Annotated in this window: 17 protein-coding genes; 3 read left to right on the plus strand and 14 right to left on the minus strand. The window is 55.7% G+C overall.

The genetic code is table 11. The features are described 5' to 3' along the window. Positions 1-4: 4 nt before the first annotated feature. A complete protein-coding gene (locus F3J37_RS03600; RefSeq protein WP_034820175.1) occupies positions 5-403 on the plus strand; it encodes a MysB family protein in 399 nt (132 codons plus the stop codon). A 3-nt stretch (positions 404-406) separates the two neighbouring features. On the opposite strand, the gene F3J37_RS03605 is transcribed toward F3J37_RS03600, so the two are convergent. From F3J37_RS03605 to F3J37_RS03615, 3 genes are all read right to left on the minus strand, one after another. Further along, positions 407-646, minus strand: coding sequence for a YceK/YidQ family lipoprotein (locus tag F3J37_RS03605; RefSeq protein ID WP_166931858.1), 240 nt, complete (start codon positions 644-646; stop codon positions 407-409). Between the two features lie 138 nt (positions 647-784). Beyond that, positions 785-3,334, minus strand: coding sequence for a glucans biosynthesis glucosyltransferase MdoH (gene mdoH / locus F3J37_RS03610; protein WP_166931861.1), 2,550 nt, complete (start codon positions 3,332-3,334; stop codon positions 785-787). Then, a complete protein-coding gene (locus F3J37_RS03615) occupies positions 3,327-4,862 on the minus strand; it encodes a glucan biosynthesis protein G (protein ID WP_182058499.1) in 1,536 nt (511 codons plus the stop codon). Before F3J37_RS03615 ends, mdoH begins: the two co-directional genes overlap by 8 nt. 279 nt (positions 4,863-5,141) lie before the next feature. On the opposite strand from F3J37_RS03615, the gene mdoC reads away from it, so the two are divergent. Beyond that, a complete protein-coding gene (gene mdoC, locus F3J37_RS03620) occupies positions 5,142-6,293 on the plus strand; it encodes a glucans biosynthesis protein MdoC (RefSeq protein WP_166931864.1) in 1,152 nt (383 codons plus the stop codon). Between the two features lie 64 nt (positions 6,294-6,357). Here the strand turns inward: mdoC and F3J37_RS03625 are convergent, their stop codons facing one another. Continuing rightward, positions 6,358-7,815, minus strand: a complete 1,458-nt coding sequence (locus tag F3J37_RS03625; RefSeq protein WP_166931867.1) for a phospholipase D-like domain-containing protein — start codon at positions 7,813-7,815, stop codon at positions 6,358-6,360. 155 nt (positions 7,816-7,970) lie between these two features. Here F3J37_RS03625 and F3J37_RS03630 point away from each other — a divergent pair, with 155 nt between their 5' ends. Then, positions 7,971-9,119 (plus strand): glycoside hydrolase family protein, encoded by a 1,149-nt coding sequence (locus F3J37_RS03630; RefSeq protein WP_166931870.1) that lies wholly within the window; start codon positions 7,971-7,973, stop codon positions 9,117-9,119. Here the strand turns inward: F3J37_RS03630 and F3J37_RS03635 are convergent. The 10 genes from F3J37_RS03635 to F3J37_RS03680 form a co-directional block, all read right to left on the minus strand. Further along, the gene (locus F3J37_RS03635) at positions 9,116-9,289 is read right to left on the minus strand and encodes a hypothetical protein (RefSeq protein WP_166931874.1); all 174 of its coding nucleotides are present in this window, start codon (positions 9,287-9,289) and stop codon (positions 9,116-9,118) included. The genes F3J37_RS03630 and F3J37_RS03635 overlap by 4 nt on opposite strands. A gap of 39 nt (positions 9,290-9,328) precedes the next feature. After that, positions 9,329-9,472 (minus strand): hypothetical protein, encoded by a 144-nt coding sequence (locus tag F3J37_RS03640; RefSeq protein ID WP_166931877.1) that lies wholly within the window; start codon positions 9,470-9,472, stop codon positions 9,329-9,331. A gap of 133 nt (positions 9,473-9,605) precedes the next feature. Then, positions 9,606-11,810 carry a TonB-dependent receptor gene (locus tag F3J37_RS03645; RefSeq protein ID WP_166931880.1) on the minus strand — a complete coding sequence of 735 codons (2,205 nt, stop codon included), beginning with the start codon at positions 11,808-11,810 and terminating at the stop codon, positions 9,606-9,608. 358 nt (positions 11,811-12,168) lie between these two features. Further along, positions 12,169-13,401, minus strand: a complete 1,233-nt coding sequence (locus tag F3J37_RS03650) for a beta-ketoacyl-ACP synthase (RefSeq protein ID WP_166932035.1) — start codon at positions 13,399-13,401, stop codon at positions 12,169-12,171. Beyond that, positions 13,401-14,132 (minus strand): 3-ketoacyl-ACP reductase FabG2, encoded by a 732-nt coding sequence (locus F3J37_RS03655; protein ID WP_166931883.1) that lies wholly within the window; start codon positions 14,130-14,132, stop codon positions 13,401-13,403. The genes F3J37_RS03650 and F3J37_RS03655 overlap by 1 nt, the downstream gene beginning before the upstream one ends. Continuing rightward, entirely contained in the window at positions 14,129-14,602 is a 474-nt protein-coding gene (locus F3J37_RS03660; RefSeq protein ID WP_034820205.1) for a hotdog family protein, read from the minus strand. The genes F3J37_RS03655 and F3J37_RS03660 overlap by 4 nt, the downstream gene beginning before the upstream one ends. Further along, complete coding sequence (locus F3J37_RS03665; protein ID WP_166931885.1) at positions 14,595-15,752, minus strand: beta-ketoacyl-[acyl-carrier-protein] synthase family protein; 1,158 nt, start codon at positions 15,750-15,752, stop codon at positions 14,595-14,597. Before F3J37_RS03665 ends, F3J37_RS03660 begins: the two co-directional genes overlap by 8 nt. Continuing rightward, complete coding sequence (locus F3J37_RS03670) at positions 15,749-16,324, minus strand: DUF3261 domain-containing protein (RefSeq protein ID WP_166931887.1); 576 nt, start codon at positions 16,322-16,324, stop codon at positions 15,749-15,751. The genes F3J37_RS03665 and F3J37_RS03670 overlap by 4 nt, the downstream gene beginning before the upstream one ends. Continuing rightward, positions 16,321-18,642 carry an MMPL family transporter gene (locus tag F3J37_RS03675; RefSeq protein ID WP_166931890.1) on the minus strand — a complete coding sequence of 774 codons (2,322 nt, stop codon included), beginning with the start codon at positions 18,640-18,642 and terminating at the stop codon, positions 16,321-16,323. The genes F3J37_RS03670 and F3J37_RS03675 overlap by 4 nt, the downstream gene beginning before the upstream one ends. Next, positions 18,608-19,198, minus strand: coding sequence for an outer membrane lipoprotein carrier protein LolA (locus F3J37_RS03680; RefSeq protein ID WP_205298858.1), 591 nt, complete (start codon positions 19,196-19,198; stop codon positions 18,608-18,610). Before F3J37_RS03680 ends, F3J37_RS03675 begins: the two co-directional genes overlap by 35 nt. Positions 19,199-19,203 lie beyond the last annotated feature (5 nt).

Raw genomic sequence — 19,203 nt, forward strand, 5'->3', positions numbered from 1 at the left:
CATTATGAGCTTGTACAGCACGCTTGAAGAAGCTATCGACGCCGCACGCGAGGAGTTTCTCGCCAGCCAGACGGATGTGCACGAAGACGATGCCAGCGTGAGCCAGTTCTCGCTACAAAAGTACGTGATGCAGGATGGTGACATCATGTGGCAGGCAGAGTTCTTTGACGGTGAAGATGAGCAAGGTGAATGCCTGCCGATCTGCAGCGGCGAAGCAGCCCAGGCGATATTTGACGGCGATTTCGACGAGGTGGAACTGCGTCAGGAGTGGCAGTCGGAAAACACCCTGCACGAGTGGGATGAAGGGGAATTCCAGCTGGAGCCACCACGCGATCTCGAAGAGGGTGAAGCTGCGGCAGAGGAATGGGAAGATGACGATAGCCCATCGGATAAATGGGCGTAAGCGTTACTCGTAAGGGCCGTGGCTGGCATCGACGGGCAGCAACAGCGTATCCATCACCAGCGAGAGTGGCAGATCAAGGATGGTCAGCACGCGCCATGGCCCGTCACGCACATCCCATTGCACACCGGGATAATACTGGCTGCCATGTCCCTGTACCGGGACGGTTCGGCTGATAATACTGCCGCAGCCGCTCAACACGAGTGTGGTGGCACACAATAGGGTTAATTTAAGGAAATAATTCACAACATTTACTCACAATGAACTGGCGTTAGTTTAACCGGGTCACGGGTGGAATAACTACACCTGCGCGCGTAAAGATTGTGTTAGTCGGAATGTTGGCAAAAAAAAAGCGGCATCGCTGCCGCTTTTAGGTTTTCGAGGTTAGCGCTGTGGAAGCGCCTCAGGATTGAGTGTCAATTTCTGATAACTCTCCACCCATTGATGATATTTCTCTGCACTTTCCCACAGGCGTGAGTGCACGCGCGCCAGCACTACTGGGTCACTGATGAGCTGCAAACGCTGCTCGCGGTTCAGTTTCTCAGGCGCATCGCTCAGTGCCTGATCGACACGGCGGTCGCGTGCATGATCCAGCAACGCACTCTGTTTGTGACGCGACGTGGCCATTGCGGTAGCCAGTGCGTTGAATGCCGGGTTGAACAAGGCATGCATAAAGCCATTCTTCAACGCCCGCTCGCGGTTCAACTGCAGGTAGTGATCGGTATCAACCAGCTCTTTTGGTGGTTCATACTCTTCCGGGATTAGGAACAGCTTCGCATTCTTACTCTTCTGTCCCACCGTTGCACGGCTCGACATCACCGACACAAACGGCGACAGAATCAGTGAGAACACAATCGGCGCCAGCCACCATAAGAAGTTCAGATCGAGCACACCCATACCGGCCGCCCAAACGATACCTAACAGCATCTGAGAACCATGACGACGGAAAGCTTCGCCCCATGGTGTAGCATCGTCATCACGCTGCGGTGAGTTCCACACCACTTCCCAGCCGAGGAACGCGCTTACCACGAACACGGTGTGGAACAGCATACGCACCGGTGCCAGCAACACCGAGAACAGCATTTCCAGAATCAGCGAGCAGAACAGACGAATGGCACCACCATACGGTTTGGCACCTTTGAACCAGATCAACACCACACTGAGCAGCTTCGGCAGGAACAGCAGTACCAACGTGGTAGAGAACAGCGCGATCGCCAAATCAGGACGCCACTGCGGCCACACCGGGAACAGCTGGCGCGGTTGCAGGAAGTAGGTCGGTTCCATCAGCGTATGTACCACCTGCAACGCGGTGGACAAGGCGAGGAACATAAACCACAACGGTGCTGACAGATAAGACATCACACCGGTCAGGAACACCGCACGGTGAACCGGGTGCATCCCCTTCACCAGGAACAGTCGGAAATTCATCAGGTTACCGTGGCACCAGCGACGGTCACGCTTCAGTTCATCCAGCAGGTTCGGCGGCAGTTCCTCGTAAGAGCCCGGCAGATCATAGGCGATCCACACTCCCCAGCCGGCACGGCGCATCAGCGCGGCTTCAACGAAGTCATGTGACAGAATTGAACCGGCAAAAGAACCTTCACCAGGCAGCGGTGCTAACGCACAGTGCTCGATGAACGGCTGAACACGGATGATGGCGTTATGGCCCCAGTAGTGCGATTCGCCCAACTGCCAGAAGTGCAGACCGGCGGTAAACAGCGGGCCATAGACGCGGGTCGCGAACTGCTGACAACGCGCATACAGCGTGTCCATGCCTGACGCTTTTGGCGACGACTGGATAATACCGGCGTTCGGATTGGCTTCCATCATGCGCACCAGTCCGGTGAGACACTCACCGCTCATCACGCTGTCAGCATCCAGCACCACCATGTAGCTGTAATTGCTGCCCCAGCGACGGCAGAAGTCATCGATGTTACCGCTTTTACGCTTCACACGACGACGGCGACGGCGATAGAAAATCTTGCCTGCGCCTCCGACATCACGCACCAACTCCATCCAGGCTTTCTGCTCAGCGATGGCGATATCGGCATCGTAGCTGTCGCTCAGGATATAGACATCGAAGTGCTCGGCATTACCTGTGCGCTGCACCGATTCCCAGGTGGCACGCAGACCGGCGAATACGCGTTCAACGTCTTCGTTACAGATCGGCATGATCAGCGCAGTACGATGCTCCGGATTGAGCGGCTCATCACCCGTGGACGAATACGAAATGCTGTATTTGTCGCGACCCATCATCAACTGCAGGAAGCCCATCAACGCGGTCCAGAAACCAGCGGACACCCAGCAGAACAGAATGGCAAACAGGAACAATATCCCGGTTTGCAAAATGTAAGGCAGGATCAGCTCTACCGACTGCAGCCAGTTCTGATTAAACAACTCGATAGGATCGAGCAGCGTCCAGCCCTGATATGGCAGAATGGTTTTCATGTACCAGGTCGCCACTACCGTCTGTAAAATCGTCAGAATCAGCAGGACATAACGGCGCATAGAACCGACATGACGCCACTTATCTTCGGTCTTTTGCTCTTCCGCTGTGGCATAACGCGGCGTGGATTTTTTCCCACGCACAGAATCCCATGCACGCGCGATCGGGTTGGTGCGCCAGATCTCAGGGAACATCAGCGAGCGCTTCACTTTAGGCATCGCCTTCAGCGTGGTGCGGTCGAGATAATCCTTACTGAGTTGTTGACCCTCGGCCAGTGAATCCGGCCAGGCCATCTGTACGCGTGATGACACCGATTTTAGCGGCGCATCATCCGGGCGATCGCTGGCGGCAACATCTTGCCCCAGCGCCGTATGAATAGCGTGGAACGCCTGGGCATTCTGTAACGAATCACTCAGACGAGCGCGCCCCGCCGCATCAAGCGGCAGGGCCTCCACGTAAGATTGAGGTAAAAAAGTCGATTTATTCATTGGCAGGTAGCTGATAGCTCCAGGTTTCCGTCAATGTCTTGTCGCCGCTCACCAGCGCCGCACGCATTTCGGTCGGCTGCTTGTTATCTTTCACGCGCAGACGCAATACCAAACGCCAGCCTTTGGTCACCGGGTTGTAGCGTACACTCTGCTCAACCACGTCGGCATTGTTGCCTACACTGACCTGAGGCGCGACCTGAGTATTGTCCGGCAGTTTGCTCATCGCTTTACCGACGAAGTCGATAGTAAAGGCAATTGAGCCATCCGGCTGACGTACCAGGTTAGACTGCTTCACATCACCCGCAGAACGCAGCGTGTTTTTCACCCATGCCACATCATCCTGATGCAGTTGGTTTTCATCACGCGTGAAGTGTAGACGATATTGGAAATTCATCTCTTTGCCCGGCTCTGGCAATTTCTCAGGCGTCCAGAAAGCCACGATGTTGTCGTTGGTTTCATCCGCTGTCGGGATTTCGACCAGTTCGACACGGCCTTTACCCCAGTCACCCTGTGGCTCAACCCAACCGCTTGGACGCAGATCGTAGCGATCGTCGAGATCCTGGTAATGGCTGAAATCACGGCCACGCTGCAGCAATCCGAACCCTTTCGGATTTTCGATGGTAAAGGTGCTCACCGCCAGGTGTTTCGGGTTGTTCAGCGGACGCCAAATCCACTCACCGTTGCCCGCGTGAATGGACAGCCCATTCGAGTCATGCAACTCGTTACGGAAATTGGTCACCGGTGAAGGCTGGTTAGCACCAAACAGGAACATGCTGGTCAGTGGCGCCACGCCCAGTTTGCCGACGTTGTCACGCAGGTAAACCTTAGACTGCACATCCACCGTCGACTCTTTACCCGGTTTAATAATGAAGCGATAAGCACCGGACGCACGTGGCGAATCCAGCAGTGCATAGATCACCAGCTGCTTGTCCTGAGGTTTTGGACGTTCAATCCAGAACTCTTTAAAGCGCGGGAACTCTTCACCTGATGGCAGTGCAGTATCAATCGCTAAGCCGCGCGCAGAAAGACCATACACCTGACCTTCGCCAATCACGCGGAAATAGCTGGCGCCCAGGAAACTGGTTATTTCGTCATCTTTACCCTTTTTGTTTAAAGGATACAGTACTTTGAATCCGGCAAACCCGAGGTTCTTGACGGAATCAGCATCGTGTTTCACGTTGCCGAAGTTGAAATAGTCAGGGTTATATTTGATTTCACGTACTGATGAGGCGGTGACTTCATTAATTTTCACCGGCGTATCGAAATACATGCCCTGATGGTAAAACTCGAGCTTAAACGGCGTGCGCAGTTTGCCCCAGTATGCTTTGTCGTGGTTAAACTGGATCTGCTGATAATCCGCAAATTTCATATCACGAAACTGAGAGGGTAAATTGCTCTTCGGCGCTTCGTAACCTTTCCCTGCCAGCGCCTTGGCTTGTTTTGCCACATCATCAATGTTGAACGCCCAGCTATTGTTGGCATACAACGCCAGCAGAACTGCCGCGCCTACCCAGCGCATTTTTACCAGTCCCACTTTTTTATTCACTTTATTTAGCACATCCCCCCCTTTCGTGTGCTCAGATCAAACCCGTTTATCTTAAAGGATTATTCGGTTTTCCGACAGCTTATGCACAAGATTGTTCCGCTGATTTGTAAGCTGAAAGTGTGCTTTTCGGATAATTAAACCCTTCAGGTTAAGATACAGAATCACCTGATAGTATACGCTGTTTACAGGCGGTAGAATTTTCATCCAGCATAATCCGGTTTCAGGGTGAAACCGGCAAGTAAACTGACAAATTGGAAGCTTATGAGTTCAGCAAAACCCGAACGCGAATATTTTCTCGACTCCATTCGAGCGTACTTAATGTTATTAGGCGTGCCCTTTCACGTCTCGTTGATTTACTCCACACAGCGCTGGGCCGTGAATAGCCACGATGCCTCGATGTGGTTAACCGTTTTGAATGACTTCATCCACGCCTTCCGCATGCAGGTGTTCTTTGTTATTTCTGGTTATTTTTCCTATATGCTTTACCTGCGCTATCGGCCACAACACTGGCTGAAGGTCCGCATGGAGCGTGTAGGTATCCCGCTGTTAACCGCCATTCCGCTCATTACCCTGCCGCAGTTTTTTATGCTAAAAAATCTGACCGACAAAGTGGGTCATTGGGATAGCTTTTCTTTGTATGACAAGTACAACACGCTGGCGTGGGAACTGATTTCTCATCTGTGGTTTTTACTGGTTTTAGTGATTCTGACGGCATTCGGCATGCTGACCTTCCGCTGGTTGAGCACTCAGCAGCGGAAGATTGATTATCAGCAGGTAGGCTGGGGGAAACTGACGCTGGCATTTCTGGCTTATGCATTGGCCTGGTGTCTGTTCCGCCGCGTGCTGTTCTATGCCGTACCGGCCGTGTTCGCCGACGGTCTGTTCAGCGTGGCCGTGATGCAAACCCTGACGTTCCTGCCGTTCTTTATGCTGGGCGCATTAGCATGGAAACATCAGGCGCTCAAAGCCTTGTTTGTGCGTTTCAATCCGGTGATGTGTTTTGGCGCCATTGCGGTATTTATCGCTTACAGCCTGAATCAGCGATACAGCAGCGGCGATGGCTGGCTGTATGAAATTGATGAGGTGATCTCAACCCTGATGGGACTTTGTATGCTGAATGTCTGCTTTAGCTTTGGTCACAAGCTGCTGAACAGCCATTCCCCGCGCATCATGTATTTAGTCAATGCCTCACTGTTTATCTATCTGGTGCACCATCCGCTGACGATTCTGTATGGCATTTACGTTACCCCGCATATTAGCAGCAACACGCTAGGTTTCTTTGTCGGTCTGCTGATGGTGTTTGGCATTGCTTTTATGCTGTATGAAATCCATCTGCGCATCCCACTGCTGCGTTTCCTGTTCTCCGGTAAACCTCAGCGCAATGCGGTTAAAGCGCCCTCTGCTACACGGTAATCGGCATCAGCCCCCACAATGTGGGGGCGATTGTTGTCCGGTGCGCCAGCATGTCCTGCGTCATTTACAACAACCACTCCACCGGTAAGCGCCACACCAATCGCACCAGCAGTCGCTGTATCCACGTACACTGCGGCTCATGCTTGTGCACCACCTCACCTGCTTCACCGGGATACTCAACCCAGTTCACCCGCCCCCAGTTGTCCAGACGCAGTGTCCAGGCGCGATCGCGCATCCCGGCAATAAAGCGCTGATGGGTTTGCTGCGCCAGGGCTTCACTCTCAATCACCAGCCCCATTTCGGTATTCAGCACCGCAGAGCGGGGATCAAAATTAAACGAGCCGATAAACACCTTTCGGTTATCGACGGTGAAGGTTTTCGCATGCAAGCTAGAGCCGGAATTACCGGTTAACCCGCGGTCATGTGGGGCTTCACTGGCATTCGCTTGTGGCTTCATCTCATACAGCGCAATTCCATGACGCAGCAGCTTTTTACGCCAGCGCGCATAACCTGCGTGCACCACGGACACATCATTGGCCGCCAGTGAATTGGTGAGTATGGCGATTTTGACACCCCGCCGCTTCAGTGCGACCAGATGAGCCACGCCGGCACGCGTGGGCACAAAATACGCCGAGATGATATCGAACTGCTGTTGCGGTGTGCCAATCACCTCCAGCATGCGTTGCGGCAACAGGCTGGAACGTTTCGCTTTGCCAAGTCCCTTGCGCGGATCATCACTCAGCAGACGCGATTCGGCCCACGTCATCTGCATTGATCCCTGTTCCATTTGGCTGACAAAAGAAGAGTGCTCCAGCCGCGCCAGATAACGCTGAACGGCTTCACTCTGCTGCCACTCTGCCGGTAAACGCACAGCCTGATGGGCATCGCCCGAGACATCTACTACCGCGCGCAAGGGTGAAACCGCTTTGCTCTGCCAGTAGCGCTCGAAATCGTGCGTGACTTGATGTACCACCGGGCCAATCGCCAGCACGTCCAAATCGGTAAACAGCGGCTCATCGCCAGTCCCGAAATATTCGTCGCCGATATTGCGCCCACCGACCAGTGTCACGGCCCCATCCACCGTCAGGCTCTTATTGTGCATGCGTCGATTAAGGCGGGCGAAATCAGTCAGGTAACCGAGCGCGCGCAGGGTGCGAAAGGAAAAGGGATTGAATAAGCGCACCGCAATATTGGGATGGCGATCGAGTTCGGCCAGCGTGTCATCCAGGCCCGGCGTATTATTGTCATCTAATAGCAAGCGAACGTTGACGCCACGTTCGGCGGCATCCAGCAACGCGCTAAACAACAGACGGCCAGACATGTCGTTGTGCCAGATGTAGTACTGCACATCAATAGTGTGTTGCGCCATGCCCATCAGCAGATAGCGCGCGGCAAAGGCATCCAGACCATCGTTAAGGGGATGAATGCCACTCATCCCAGGATGCAGCGCACAACGTGCATCAACAATCTCTCGTAACCCTTCGCCCGCAGGCGGTTGCTGAACGGATGCTGCTTCACTCATACCGAATCCCTGAATTCACTGGATCTATTATTGTTGGTCTTACCGCATCGGATGGCCATCAGAGATATCTGCTACCGCTCGCTGACGCGTCTTTAGTTTACAGTCTAGACTTAGGCGTGCGTTCTGCATCCGACGTTTACCGTGAGGAGAGGATGATGACTCAGCAATCCCCGCGCCATCACCCGCAGCTTTTCCGCAGTTTCTTCCAGGGTAGCTTCCCCTGCTCCACCGCCTGCCGCAGCGGGGGCCGTCGTATGGATATGGTGATCAGTAGTGGTCACGACATGTTACTGGAGAAAGATTACGCTGCGCTGGCGCAGGAAGGATTACACACTGCCCGCGACGGTGCACGCTGGCATTTAATCGAAGCCACGCCAAACGAATATGACTGGCGCAGCTTTTTACCGATGGTCCATGCCGCCGCACGTCACGATATGCAGATCATCTGGGAATTAGCCCATTTTGGCTACCCGGAACACCTTGATATCTGGCGTAGCGCCTTTGTCGATCATTTTGAGCGTTTCGCACGTGCCATGGCGCAGTTGATGCGTAATGAAGGCGTTGAACACCCTTTTTTCACCCCAATCAACCAAATATCCTTTTGGTCTTGGGCCGGGGCAGATGTTTCCTGGCTTGATCCCTATGCCAGCGAGCGCGGCCGCGAGCTAAAACGTCAGCTGGTACGCGCCTCGCTGGCGGCGATGCATGCGGTTCGCGACGTTTATCCTGATGCGCGCTTTGTAATCACCGATCCGCTGGTGCAAATCGCCGCCGATCCCAACAACCCCGACAGCAAACCCTACGCAGATGCCCAGCATCAGGCCCAGTTTGAAGCCTGGGACTGGATTGCCGGGCGTGATGCGCCGGAACTGGGCGGACGTGAGGATTTCCTCGATATCCTCGGCCTGAATTACTATCCCGATAACCACTGGTTCTTTTCCGGCGACACCATCCCTGCTGAACACGCGACTTATCAACCGCTGCATCGCCTGATGCTGCAATGCTGGCAACGCTATCAACGTCCATTATTGCTGGCAGAAACCGGTGCCGAAGGCGACGCGCGCGCGCCCTGGCTGCGGCATGTCACGGAAGAGGCGCTGTTAGCTCTGGATGAAGGGGTAGCGCTGGAAGGCATTTCGCTCTATCCGGTAGTCGAATATCCGGCCTGGGCAGACGATCGACGTTCACCTGGCGCGCTGTTTGGCCTGGGCGATCCCAATGGCAATCGCACGCTACACGAAGCCCTGGCGTTAGAACTACGCAGTCAGCAAATTAAGTGGCACAACCGGGAAAAACAGAATTAAGAGTGTTGCGTCGGATGAACTTTTGGTGGACAGGTTTGTACATCAAGCGTGGGATCGGCGGGATGGCGCACATCGGTCAGCCATGTCATGGTGAACAGGAACACCACGCCGATTAAACAGGCGGAGAGCAGGCCAATTATGGCGATCAGTTTGTCATCTCGGGCTTCCATCGACATCTCCTTGCAGGCTTCCATGAACTGTTGCTGACCTTAGCTCATCCATAACGTCACCATCAGGACGAAGATTATAAGGGTAACAGAGGTCACTGCAAGTACCACAATAGCGAAGTGCGCATCATCCAGAGATTGTCGTAAAGGCTCGTCGTGATCGTCAGGTGGCGCGGGTGAACTCATGTCGACTCAATAACAAAAGACTTTTGTGCGCGGGATTGCCGCACTGAGTGTAATGGAATGCGTGGCAAGGTACAGAATTATTTCAGTATGAAATGACAACAGGGACGCAATGGCGTCCCTGTTAAGAGCCGGATTAGAAATCGTAGCTCATGGAGACTTTCAAGGTGCGAGGTTCGCCCTGATAAATGTAGTAGCCGTAGCTTTCTACGCTTGACCAGTACTTCTCATTGGTAACGTTATCAACACCCACGCGCCAGACCATATCATGATCGTTCAGCTTGGTGCGGTAACGTACACCGAGATCCAATGTGGTGTAGCTATCCAGCGACTTGGTATTCTGCGCATCGGCATACTGCGAACCTGAATGATTCACATAAGCCGTGGCCGTTAAGCCATCGACCGGTTTGATGTCGTATTCAGCACCCAGTACGAAGTAGTAGCGAGGAACACCAATCGCCTGCTTACCATTTAACGTGCCGTTGGCAGATTCGGTGATCTGCGCATCCAGCCAGGTGGCGCTGCCATTCAGACGGAAACCGAGTACCGGTTCGCCAAACAGATTCAGCTCTACACCACGGTTACGCTGCTCACCATTCAACGCATAAACGTTATCGCTGTTGGTGATCGCGTTAGGTTTGCGGATATCAAACAGTGACAGCGCGCCGCCAACACGATCGAAGTCGACTTTCACGCCCACTTCATTCTGCTTAGAGTGCGCGATGCCGGTGGTTTTACCGTAGTTGGCGGCGGTATTTGGCGCCGCGCTACCCGGCTGCAGTGCTTCGGTGTGGTTGGCATAGAAAGAGACCTCTTTCCATGGCTTGTACACCACGCCGTAAGTTGGCATCCAGCGGCTGGCGTCAAAGCGAGAATCGGTATCTTCCGCACCCGTGTTGTTATCGTAACTGCGCACCACGACTTTCTGATGACGTGCACCGGCGGTGAACAGCACGGTGTCATCGAAGAAGCCCAGCGTATCGCTCAGCAGATAACCTTGGGTACGCGTGCGGCCCGTGGTCAGCGGATCGTGGTAATCCCCACTGCCCGAAGTGGTGACCGGAACTGCAGTGGTCGGCGTGTTATAAATATTGGTGTCGACTGACCCTGCGCCATAACGCCACGCCGTTTTAACCGCCTGAGTCACTGCAGAATAACCAAAGTTAACTTTGTGGGTGAAAAATCCGGTGGTGAAGTTACCGCGAATCCCCGTCATGCCACTGAAAGCATCGCTGATACGGTTGGTATCTAAGCGGCCATACTGCGCATCGCCGCTGGCATCGGAGACCGCCGGGCTGGCATACAGGCCAATTTCATGCGAATGCTGAGCACCTACCGCACCGTACCAGGTCCAGCTATCGGTTAAATCATACTCGGCCTTCGCCATACCGAATTCACTTTCGATATTGCTGTAAACCCAGGGCTGGCTGGTGTTATGCGTTGCGGCTGTCGGTGCGGGAATGAAGTCCAGCCCACTGACGTTAACGCCAATGCGGTCACCGTGGAAGGTCTGCTTCTGGTAGCCCACATCCAGTGAGGTACGCAGGCGATCGCCACGGTAATCCAGACCGAGGGAGGCCGCCGTGGTGCGGCGTTTAGCGCCATGCACTGCGGTATCCCCTTCACGATCCAGCACATTGACGCGCACGCCAAACTGGTTGTTATCACCAAAACGACGTCCGGCATCAACCGATCCGCCCACCTGAGAAGAGGAGGTGTAATCCAGGCCGACACGCGCCATTGGCGTATCTTCCGCGTGTTTTGGCTCAAGGTTGATCATGCCGCCAACGCCGGACGTTGCCGCACCGTTAACCAGTGAGTTAGCCCCTTTAAACACTTCTACGCGATCAATCAATTGAGTATCGATCACCTGACGCGGCACGACGCCTGGCAGCCCGCCGTAAGTCATGTCATCGCCATCCAGCTCAAAACCACGAATGCGATAGGTTTCCGCATAGTTGCCGTAGCCCTGAACGTTCTGCACGCTGGCGTCGTTGCGCACCACGTCAGCGATAGTTTTCGCCTGCTGATCCTGAATCATTTTCGAGGTGAAGCCGATGACGTTAAACGGCACGTCCATGGCATTCTGCTCACCCAGCATGCCGAGGCGGCCGCCGTGGGCGATTTGCCCGTCGAGGTACGCGGGTACTAAATCATTGCCGCCGGATTTGAAATCAGCTTGTGGCGTCGCGGTCACGGTCAGCGTCTGCTGCTCGTTTTTGGCCGCGGTTGAAGACGTTGTGGTGTTGGTGGTAGCAGCCATCACTGGCAAACAACCGGCACTGACCAGAACAGCAAGCAGCGTCGGTTTCAGTCCGGGATTGAAAGGCGAAGTACGCATGGATATCCCCTGATACGAATTATATTGATAATCATTTTTATTACGGGTTGCGATTATGCGGAGTGCCAATACGAAAGCAAGTAAAATCGCTGAACTTACTCAACTCAGCGTGGTCAGAAGCGCTTATTTGTTAAGAAAGCGAAAACTCCCTGCGGTAATTGCACTTACCACCGTGATTTCACTCAGAAATTGTGGGGATTTAAGGCCGGTAAAAATAAGAGTAAGCGGCTTCGTTGATTGAAATCGCTGACATTCTGGAGGATTCAGCGTTGCGGTTTCGCTTAATGAAACCGCTCGCAGTTTGGAGAATTTAGGCGACGCGGCTTCACTTATTGAAACCGCTGACAGTCGGGAACAGTTAGGCGTCGCGCCAGCGTTTAAACACCAGCGAGGTGTTAATACCCCCGAAGGCAAAGTTGTTGGATTGAATATAATCGGTATCGATTGGTCGTGATTCGCCGATGATATAGTCCAGATCGCCACACTCTGCGGCGGGCTGCGTCAGATTCAGCGTGGGCGCAAACCACCCTTCTCGCATCATCTCAATGCTCATCCAGGCTTCCAGCGCACCACAGGCACCGAGCGTGTGACCAAAGTAACTTTTCAGCGAGGAGATTGGCGTGTTATTGCCAAATATCGCTGCCGTGGCCTGACTTTCAGCGATATCGCCGCGATCGGTGGCCGTGCCATGGGCGTTGATATAGCCAATCTGCTCTGGCGTCACGCCCGCCGTTTTCAGCGCGCGTTCGATGCAAATTTGCATGGTTTCACGCTGCGGCTGGGTAATATGCGCCGCATCACAGTTGGTGTGGAAACCCACCAGTTCGGCGTAAATGGTGGCGCCGCGTGCCTGGGCATGCTCCAGTGATTCGAGGATCAAGGTTCCCGCGCCTTCGCCAATCACCAACCCATCGCGCTGCTGATCAAAAGGTGACGGTGAAGAATGCGGTGCATCGTTGCGTTGGCTGGTGGCAAACAGCGTGTCAAACACCGCCGCTTCGGAAGGACACAGCTCTTCCGCACCGCCCGCCACCATCACGGTTTGGTATCCATGGCGGATCGCTTCCCACGCATAGCCAATCGCCTGGCTGCCCGAGGTGCAGGCGCTGGAAGTCGGGATCACCCGGCCGCGCAGGCCAAAGAACAGCCCGGCGTTCACCGCCGTGGTATGCGGCATCATCTGCACATAGGTGGTGCCGGTAATGTTATTGGTGTGTTTTTCTGTCAGCATGGTGGCAAATTCACTGACCGGGCCGGTGCTGCCAGTAGATGAACCATAGGCAATACCGGTTTCGCCGCTGGTCAGTACCGGGTGATCGATCAAGCCGGCCTGCTCCAGCGCCAACTCGGTAGCGCGCGTCGCCATTAACGACACACGACCCATCGAACGAATGCGTTTGCGCGTGTAGTGCGCGGGCAGTTCGAAGTGATCGACCGGGGCACCGAGCAAGGTGTGTAAGCCGTCGTAAATCTGCCATTCCGGCATTTTACGCACTGCATTTTGCCCCTGCTTAATGCGCGCAGCCACCGCTGGCCAGTTTTCACCAAAGGCAGTGACGCCCCCCATTCCGGTTACCACGACCCGTTGCATCACAGCATACCTCCGTTGATTGAAATCACCTGACGCGTCACGTAGCCCGCAATATCCAACATCAGATAGCTGGCGAGTCCGGCAACTTCCTCAGCCGCCCCCATGCGCTTCATCGGGATGATCTTCAGCGCTTCGTCGATCACCATCGGCTCCAGATCCGTCATGCCGGTGTCAATCAAACCTGGTGCGATACAGTTCACAGTGATTTTGCGTTTTGCCAACTCGATGGCCAGCGCTTTAGTGGCACCGATAATCCCGGCTTTAGCCGCGCTGTAATTCACCTGACCACGGTTGCCCATGATGCCAGACACTGAGGATAAGGTGACGATACGACCGCCTTTGCGCAGACCAATCATCGGCATCACACAGGGATGAATCACATTGTAGAAGCTGTCGAGGTTAGTGTGGATCACACTGTCCCACTCATCTTCAGTCAGGGCCGGGAAAGCGCCGTCGCGCGTAATACCGGCATTATTCACTACACCGTAATAGGCGCCGTGTTCGGCGATATCGTTTTCAATCGCGGTGCGCGTAGCTTCGCGATCGGCCACGTCAAACTGCAGAGTGCGCCCCACTCCGCCCGCATTCGTGATGTCCGCCAGCGTCTGTTGTGCACCCGCTGCATCACGGTGGTAATGCACCGCCACGTTGAAACCATCCTGCGCCAGGCGAAGCGCAATGGCGCGGCCAATCCCTTTACTGGCGCCGGTCACTAATACGCTGCGCGTCATGGCTGCATCCCTTGTTGTAATTGATTAAGTTCCTGTTCATCCGGCTGATAGGTATTCAGCCGACCGCTGGCAAGGACCGCATCCTGACTGCGGATCTCGCCTTCAAAGCTACCGAGCTTGTCGTCACGCATCAGCAGATGCATCTCCACCCGCAGCGTGCTGTCTGCGGCAAAGGTGGCAGCAGCGGCACGATAGCCGCGTCCACCCAGTAACATGCCGGGGCGGATATTCCGATCGCCGCGCTGCCGGGCATGAAAGCCAGACCAGACGCCAACGGTCTGCGCCATGATCTCGACGCCAAACCATGCGGGCAGCTCGCCCTGCGCATTAAGAAACGGCGCGAGTACGCCCTGGTGGTTGATGGTCACTTCACACACCACGCGCTCGTCGCTGACCTGAATCACGCGATCCAGCAGCAGCATCGGTGCACGGTGCGGCAGATAGTCGCCCACCGGCAGAAAATCAGTCATGAGGCTTTCCTACAATCAGGCAGGTGTTGTTCCCGCCAAAAGCAAAAGAGTTTGAGGCGATGATGGGACGCGCCAGCGGCTGTGGCAAAGTCAGCAGTCCGCAGACCGGCAGCGTGCTATCCAGGGTAGTGGCGCTAAAATCCTGCGCCGGTAACGCCAGATTCTGCTGCACGATGAGTGCCGCCAGCGCCGCCTCGGTCGCACCCGCCGCGCCGAGCGTGTGGCCCGTTAGGTGCTTAGTGGAACTACAGGGCACGCTATCGCCAAACAAACGATGAACCACGCCTGACTCGACCTGATCGTTGAGTGGCGTCGCAGTGCCGTGCAAATTAATGTAGCCGATATCCTGCGGCTGCAGTTGGGCCTGCTTCAGCGCCATCTTCATCGCTTGCTCGGCGCCAATGCCTTCTGGATGCGGAGCCGACATATGCCAGGCGTCTGATGACTCACCCGCACCAAGCAGCGCCAGCGACTGCGGCTCACGCGTTAGCAACAGCAGCGCCCCCGCTTCGCCGATAGAAATACCGTCACGTTCTGCGCTGAACGGTGCACACTGGCGTTCGGATAACGAATCCAGGCTGGCAAAACCGTTTATTGGCATGCGGCTCAATGAATCCGCACCGCCCACCAGCGCCACATCCACCAGACCGGCCTCAATCAAGCGCTGCCCACTGATCAACGCGCGTGCACTGGAGGAACAGGCAGTAGAAATCGTGTACGCCGGGCCGTCCAGTTCAAGGTAGTGCGCCAGGAAACGCGACGGATCGCCTAACTCCTGCATGCGGTAATCGTAACCCGGTAAGCCTCTGTCAACCTGACGATCGCCTTCGTCCACGCCCGAGGTGCTGGTGCCCAGCACCACCGCGACACGTTCACGACCAAAGCGGGCAATCGCCGCATCCACGGCCGGACGGATCTGCGCCAGCGCCGCCAGCAGCAGCTGATTATTGCGCGTGTTATGCGCAGCAAGGGCGGCGGGCACTGCTGGCAGTTCGCCCGGCACCTCGCCCAGCCAGCAGGTTTTACCTTGCTGCAACCAGCCTTCGCGCGGCTGCATGCCGGGTGCGTGGCCTGAGGTTAACTGCGCGGTAATCTGCTCCAGTGAGTTGCCAAGCGCATTCACCATGCCAAACGCCGAAATGTAGATCATGAAGATGCGTCCAGATGCTGAATTTGAATTTGATAACCGAAGGCGCGCTGGTCGATGCTGATCGGTTCACGTACGGTTCCCCGTTGCAGATAGCGAATCAACGTCACCACGTTACCGGCAGGATCGCGCAACTCACGACGATCACCCTCGTCGACCAGTTGCCAGCCTGGCGGCAACTGCGGTTGCCATGCGCTGAGCGGCCAGTGGCTCAGCATGACATCTGCCAGCACCTGGCTGGCTGGCGGCATTTCGGGCAGCGCCATCATCTGCTGCGTATGAATCCCGTTTTTATCATAGGTCACACGGAACAAGCGAATGCCCAGCGAGGACAAACCCGCCAGGCTGATTTGCTGTGAATCGGCGCTTAACAGCACCAGCAGTGACTGGGTTTTACCTTTGGCGTGGCCGGTCAGCAGTTGCTGCTGCTGAAACGCGGGTGAAATGCCCGGCGCAGGCAACGTGACGCGCACGCCCGGTTTCAGCCACGCGGTGGGCCGATCGGATGGACTGTCATGCTGCGCACAACCGCTTAACAGTAGGCTCAGCATCAACAACAAAGCACCTGTTTTCATCGTTGCTTCCTTTTCCCTGGTGCCAGCGCCAGCGGCGCTAACAAGAATGCACAAAAGATCCCGCTGCACAGCACCGTACCAAAACCACTGATCGCCGCTGTGCTGCTGAACACCAGCATGCCCAGCGTCAGCAGTGTGGTCATCATCGCCAGCGTGACGGCCAGCATAGAGGTCAGCGGCGTACCGCGCGGATTACTGAAGAACAGCGTGTAATTGATGCCGATGCCGAGTACCAGAATCAGCGCCAGCAAGGCAAATAAGTTCAGGCTGGCGCCAATCCAGCCTAATGTTGCCAGCGCTGCCGCCAGCGACAACCAGGAAGGCAAGGCGCTGCGTAAACCCGCTTGCAGGCCAAGGCGCACGATGTAACTTGCGGTGATCAGCAACAACGCCAGCGCCAACAGGCCACTCAGCAGCGTACGCCAGAAACGGAACAGTTCATCGTAGCTGGCTTTGCGATCGACCCAGCTCACGCCCGCCTGCTGCGTTGCTAAATCGAGTAACGCCGCACTGTTTTTCACGCCATTGACCGGCACCAGCACGCTGCTGCGTCCATCCGGCAGCGACAACCACAGCAAACGCCAGCCCTCACTCAGCGGACTTGCCAGCCAGTTATCGGCTTTGACTGGCATCGGCGTTAAGTCGGCATGAGTTATCGTGATGCCCGCCTGTTTTAACCGCGCCAGGATAGTTGGCGCGGCCTGCTGCAACAACTGCAGATCCTGCTGCTGCTGGTCCAGCGAATTGAGCGGCAAGACACGAAAACCCGCCATCCAGCCCTGCTGCTGCGCCAGTTGTAGCTTGGGTGTCAGTGCGCTGAGACGCTGCAATGCCTGCTGCTCGTTATCCCCCCACACCACGAACCAGGTTTGGTCGGCCTGTTGTCCCGTCAGCTGTGCCAGTTGCCGATCCTGAGCCAGTAATTTAGCCGGAGCGCTCTGCAGATGGGCAATATCGTCATCGACATGCAGTTGCAGGATCCCGCTCAATGCATAGAGCGCCACCAGCAGTGGCAATCCGACTTTTAACAGCGTGTTGCGGCGCCATGCCGCTAACCAGCGCGCCAGCCACACCATACCGGGAATTGGGCGCACCGGCAGGCCACGCACCACCCATGGATAAAAACAGATCACCGTCAGGCAAGAAGCACTTAACCCGCTGGCGGCAAACACCGCCAGCTGGCGCAAACCGGGAAACGGCGCCAGCAACATCAGCAGCCAGGCAATCGCCGTGGTACCCAGAGCCAGCAGTAAAGTGGCCCGCACCTTGTGCAGGCTTTGCCATGGCGTGGACTGCTCGCCGTGTACCATGCGTTCCGTCAGATAGTACAAGGTATAATCGGCGGAGATGCCGACAATGCTGAGGCTCATCACTAAAGTCGTGAGATGCAGCTCACCAAAACAGATCAAGGTCAGCACCGTACCCGCCATCGCGCCTATCGCCACCGAGAGCGCACACAGCGCCAGCGGTCGCAGCGAGCGAAACACCAGCCACACCAGCAGCAGCAAGCCGGCCAGTGTGACGCTGCCGAGCGTCTCGACATCATGCTGCGCGCGCTGGCTGGCATCATCGCTAAACAGCACTGTGCCACGCGTTAACAGCTGCGCATCTGGCCAGCGCGTTTTTAACTGCTGTTCAAGCTGGTTGAGGGCGGTCACCAACTGATGACTTTGCTGAATGCTAAAGGCATTGCTCGCCAGTTCACCGTGCAGGAAATACCAGCGGCGCTGCTGGGCGTCATTCACGGTTAACCAGCCGTTATGCAGTACCATTTTGCTGGCATTCTGCTGCAGTGCCAGCTGCGCGCCACGCACCAGCATCAGCGGGTCGTTTTGAATTTCTTTACTGCTCACACCGGCAAACGCTGAGAACAGTTGCGCCAGAATCCAGTCGGCTTGTGCCGTACCGCCGTTTTGCAGACGGGCGCGCGTCAACGGATCGATCAGGCCGTTACGATGCTGGAAGGCGTAGGTGCCCCAACGCTGTATCTGGTCATCATCCAGCGCACCGCTCACCTGTTTCAGCATCGGCAGCGCCTGCAGCTGCGCTTGCCACCACTCTGCCGCTTCATCGCCGTGATCGTTATCGGCGCTCACCAGCCACACCAGCTGACGATCCAGCCGCTGCATAAAGCCTTGCTGGATTTCAGCGGGTGCCTGCCCCAGATTTTGTTGCGGCAGTAAAGCCAGCACGCTGCTGTTCAGCTGGCTGCGCGGCAACAGGATGGCCAGGGCCACCGCCAATGCCAGACAAACCGCCAGCCACAGCAGCGCAGCGGTTTTCTCACTGCGCTGGGGCAAAACGCGCTCGCTCTTCATCAGTCAGTTGTTTCGGCTTGGTGCGGGTATCACTTAAGGTGATGGCGGTTTTATCGCCCTGCTTATCATCCAGCGTAATGCTGTTAAGGAAGGCTGCACCTTGTAGATCGATGCGATTGAAGATTTTGTTCAGCGGTGCCGCCTTAGGCGTCAGGCTGAGCTGCCACTGGTCATTCCCTTTATCATGGAAATCGAGTTCAAAATTCTCGCGCAGCACCTTTTCGTCGGCCTGAAACAAGGCGCGCAGCAGATGATTGAACTGAAACATCTGCGGATTGCTGTCGGCGGTGATCACCTGCGGCGGCTGACCGCTCATGCTCTGCACCATGCGCTTATCATCGAGAATCAAGGTCATCACAAACGGAGTGGCCTGATGCCACCACAAACCTTGTTGCTGGGCGATTAATAACTGGCCACGCGACACCAGCGGCTGCGACATACCAGAAATGGTACGCACCTGCTCGAAGTTGGCGCGGATCACCGGCTGGCTGGCAAAACGCTGCTGCAGCTGATCCAACGTGATGGCCTGTGCGCTGGCACACAGCAACATCAGCATCAGAC

The sequence above is a fragment of the Candidatus Pantoea communis genome, from assembly GCF_011752685.1.
GTDB lineage: Bacteria > Pseudomonadota > Gammaproteobacteria > Enterobacterales > Enterobacteriaceae > Pantoea > Pantoea communis.

Coding starts and splice junctions, on each gene's coding strand:
- F3J37_RS03640 (WP_166931877.1), bottom strand. CDS start 9,472: ATGAGTTCACCCGCGCCACCTGACGATCACGACGAGCCTTTACGACAA.
- F3J37_RS03670 (WP_166931887.1), bottom strand. CDS start 16,324: ATGAAAACAGGTGCTTTGTTGTTGATGCTGAGCCTACTGTTAAGCGGT.
- F3J37_RS03675 (WP_166931890.1), bottom strand. CDS start 18,642: ATGAAGAGCGAGCGCGTTTTGCCCCAGCGCAGTGAGAAAACCGCTGCG.
- F3J37_RS03635 (WP_166931874.1), bottom strand. CDS start 9,289: ATGGAAGCCCGAGATGACAAACTGATCGCCATAATTGGCCTGCTCTCC.
- F3J37_RS03665 (WP_166931885.1), bottom strand. CDS start 15,752: ATGATCTACATTTCGGCGTTTGGCATGGTGAATGCGCTTGGCAACTCA.
- mdoC (WP_166931864.1), top strand. CDS start 5,142: ATGAGTTCAGCAAAACCCGAACGCGAATATTTTCTCGACTCCATTCGA.
- F3J37_RS03600 (WP_034820175.1), top strand. CDS start 5: ATGAGCTTGTACAGCACGCTTGAAGAAGCTATCGACGCCGCACGCGAG.
- F3J37_RS03650 (WP_166932035.1), bottom strand. CDS start 13,401: ATGCAACGGGTCGTGGTAACCGGAATGGGGGGCGTCACTGCCTTTGGT.
- F3J37_RS03660 (WP_034820205.1), bottom strand. CDS start 14,602: ATGACTGATTTTCTGCCGGTGGGCGACTATCTGCCGCACCGTGCACCG.
- F3J37_RS03680 (WP_205298858.1), bottom strand. CDS start 19,198: ATGCTGATGTTGCTGTGTGCCAGCGCACAGGCCATCACGTTGGATCAG.
- F3J37_RS03625 (WP_166931867.1), bottom strand. CDS start 7,815: ATGAGTGAAGCAGCATCCGTTCAGCAACCGCCTGCGGGCGAAGGGTTA.
- F3J37_RS03655 (WP_166931883.1), bottom strand. CDS start 14,132: ATGACGCGCAGCGTATTAGTGACCGGCGCCAGTAAAGGGATTGGCCGC.
- F3J37_RS03645 (WP_166931880.1), bottom strand. CDS start 11,810: ATGCGTACTTCGCCTTTCAATCCCGGACTGAAACCGACGCTGCTTGCT.
- F3J37_RS03630 (WP_166931870.1), top strand. CDS start 7,971: ATGACTCAGCAATCCCCGCGCCATCACCCGCAGCTTTTCCGCAGTTTC.
- mdoH (WP_166931861.1), bottom strand. CDS start 3,334: ATGAATAAATCGACTTTTTTACCTCAATCTTACGTGGAGGCCCTGCCG.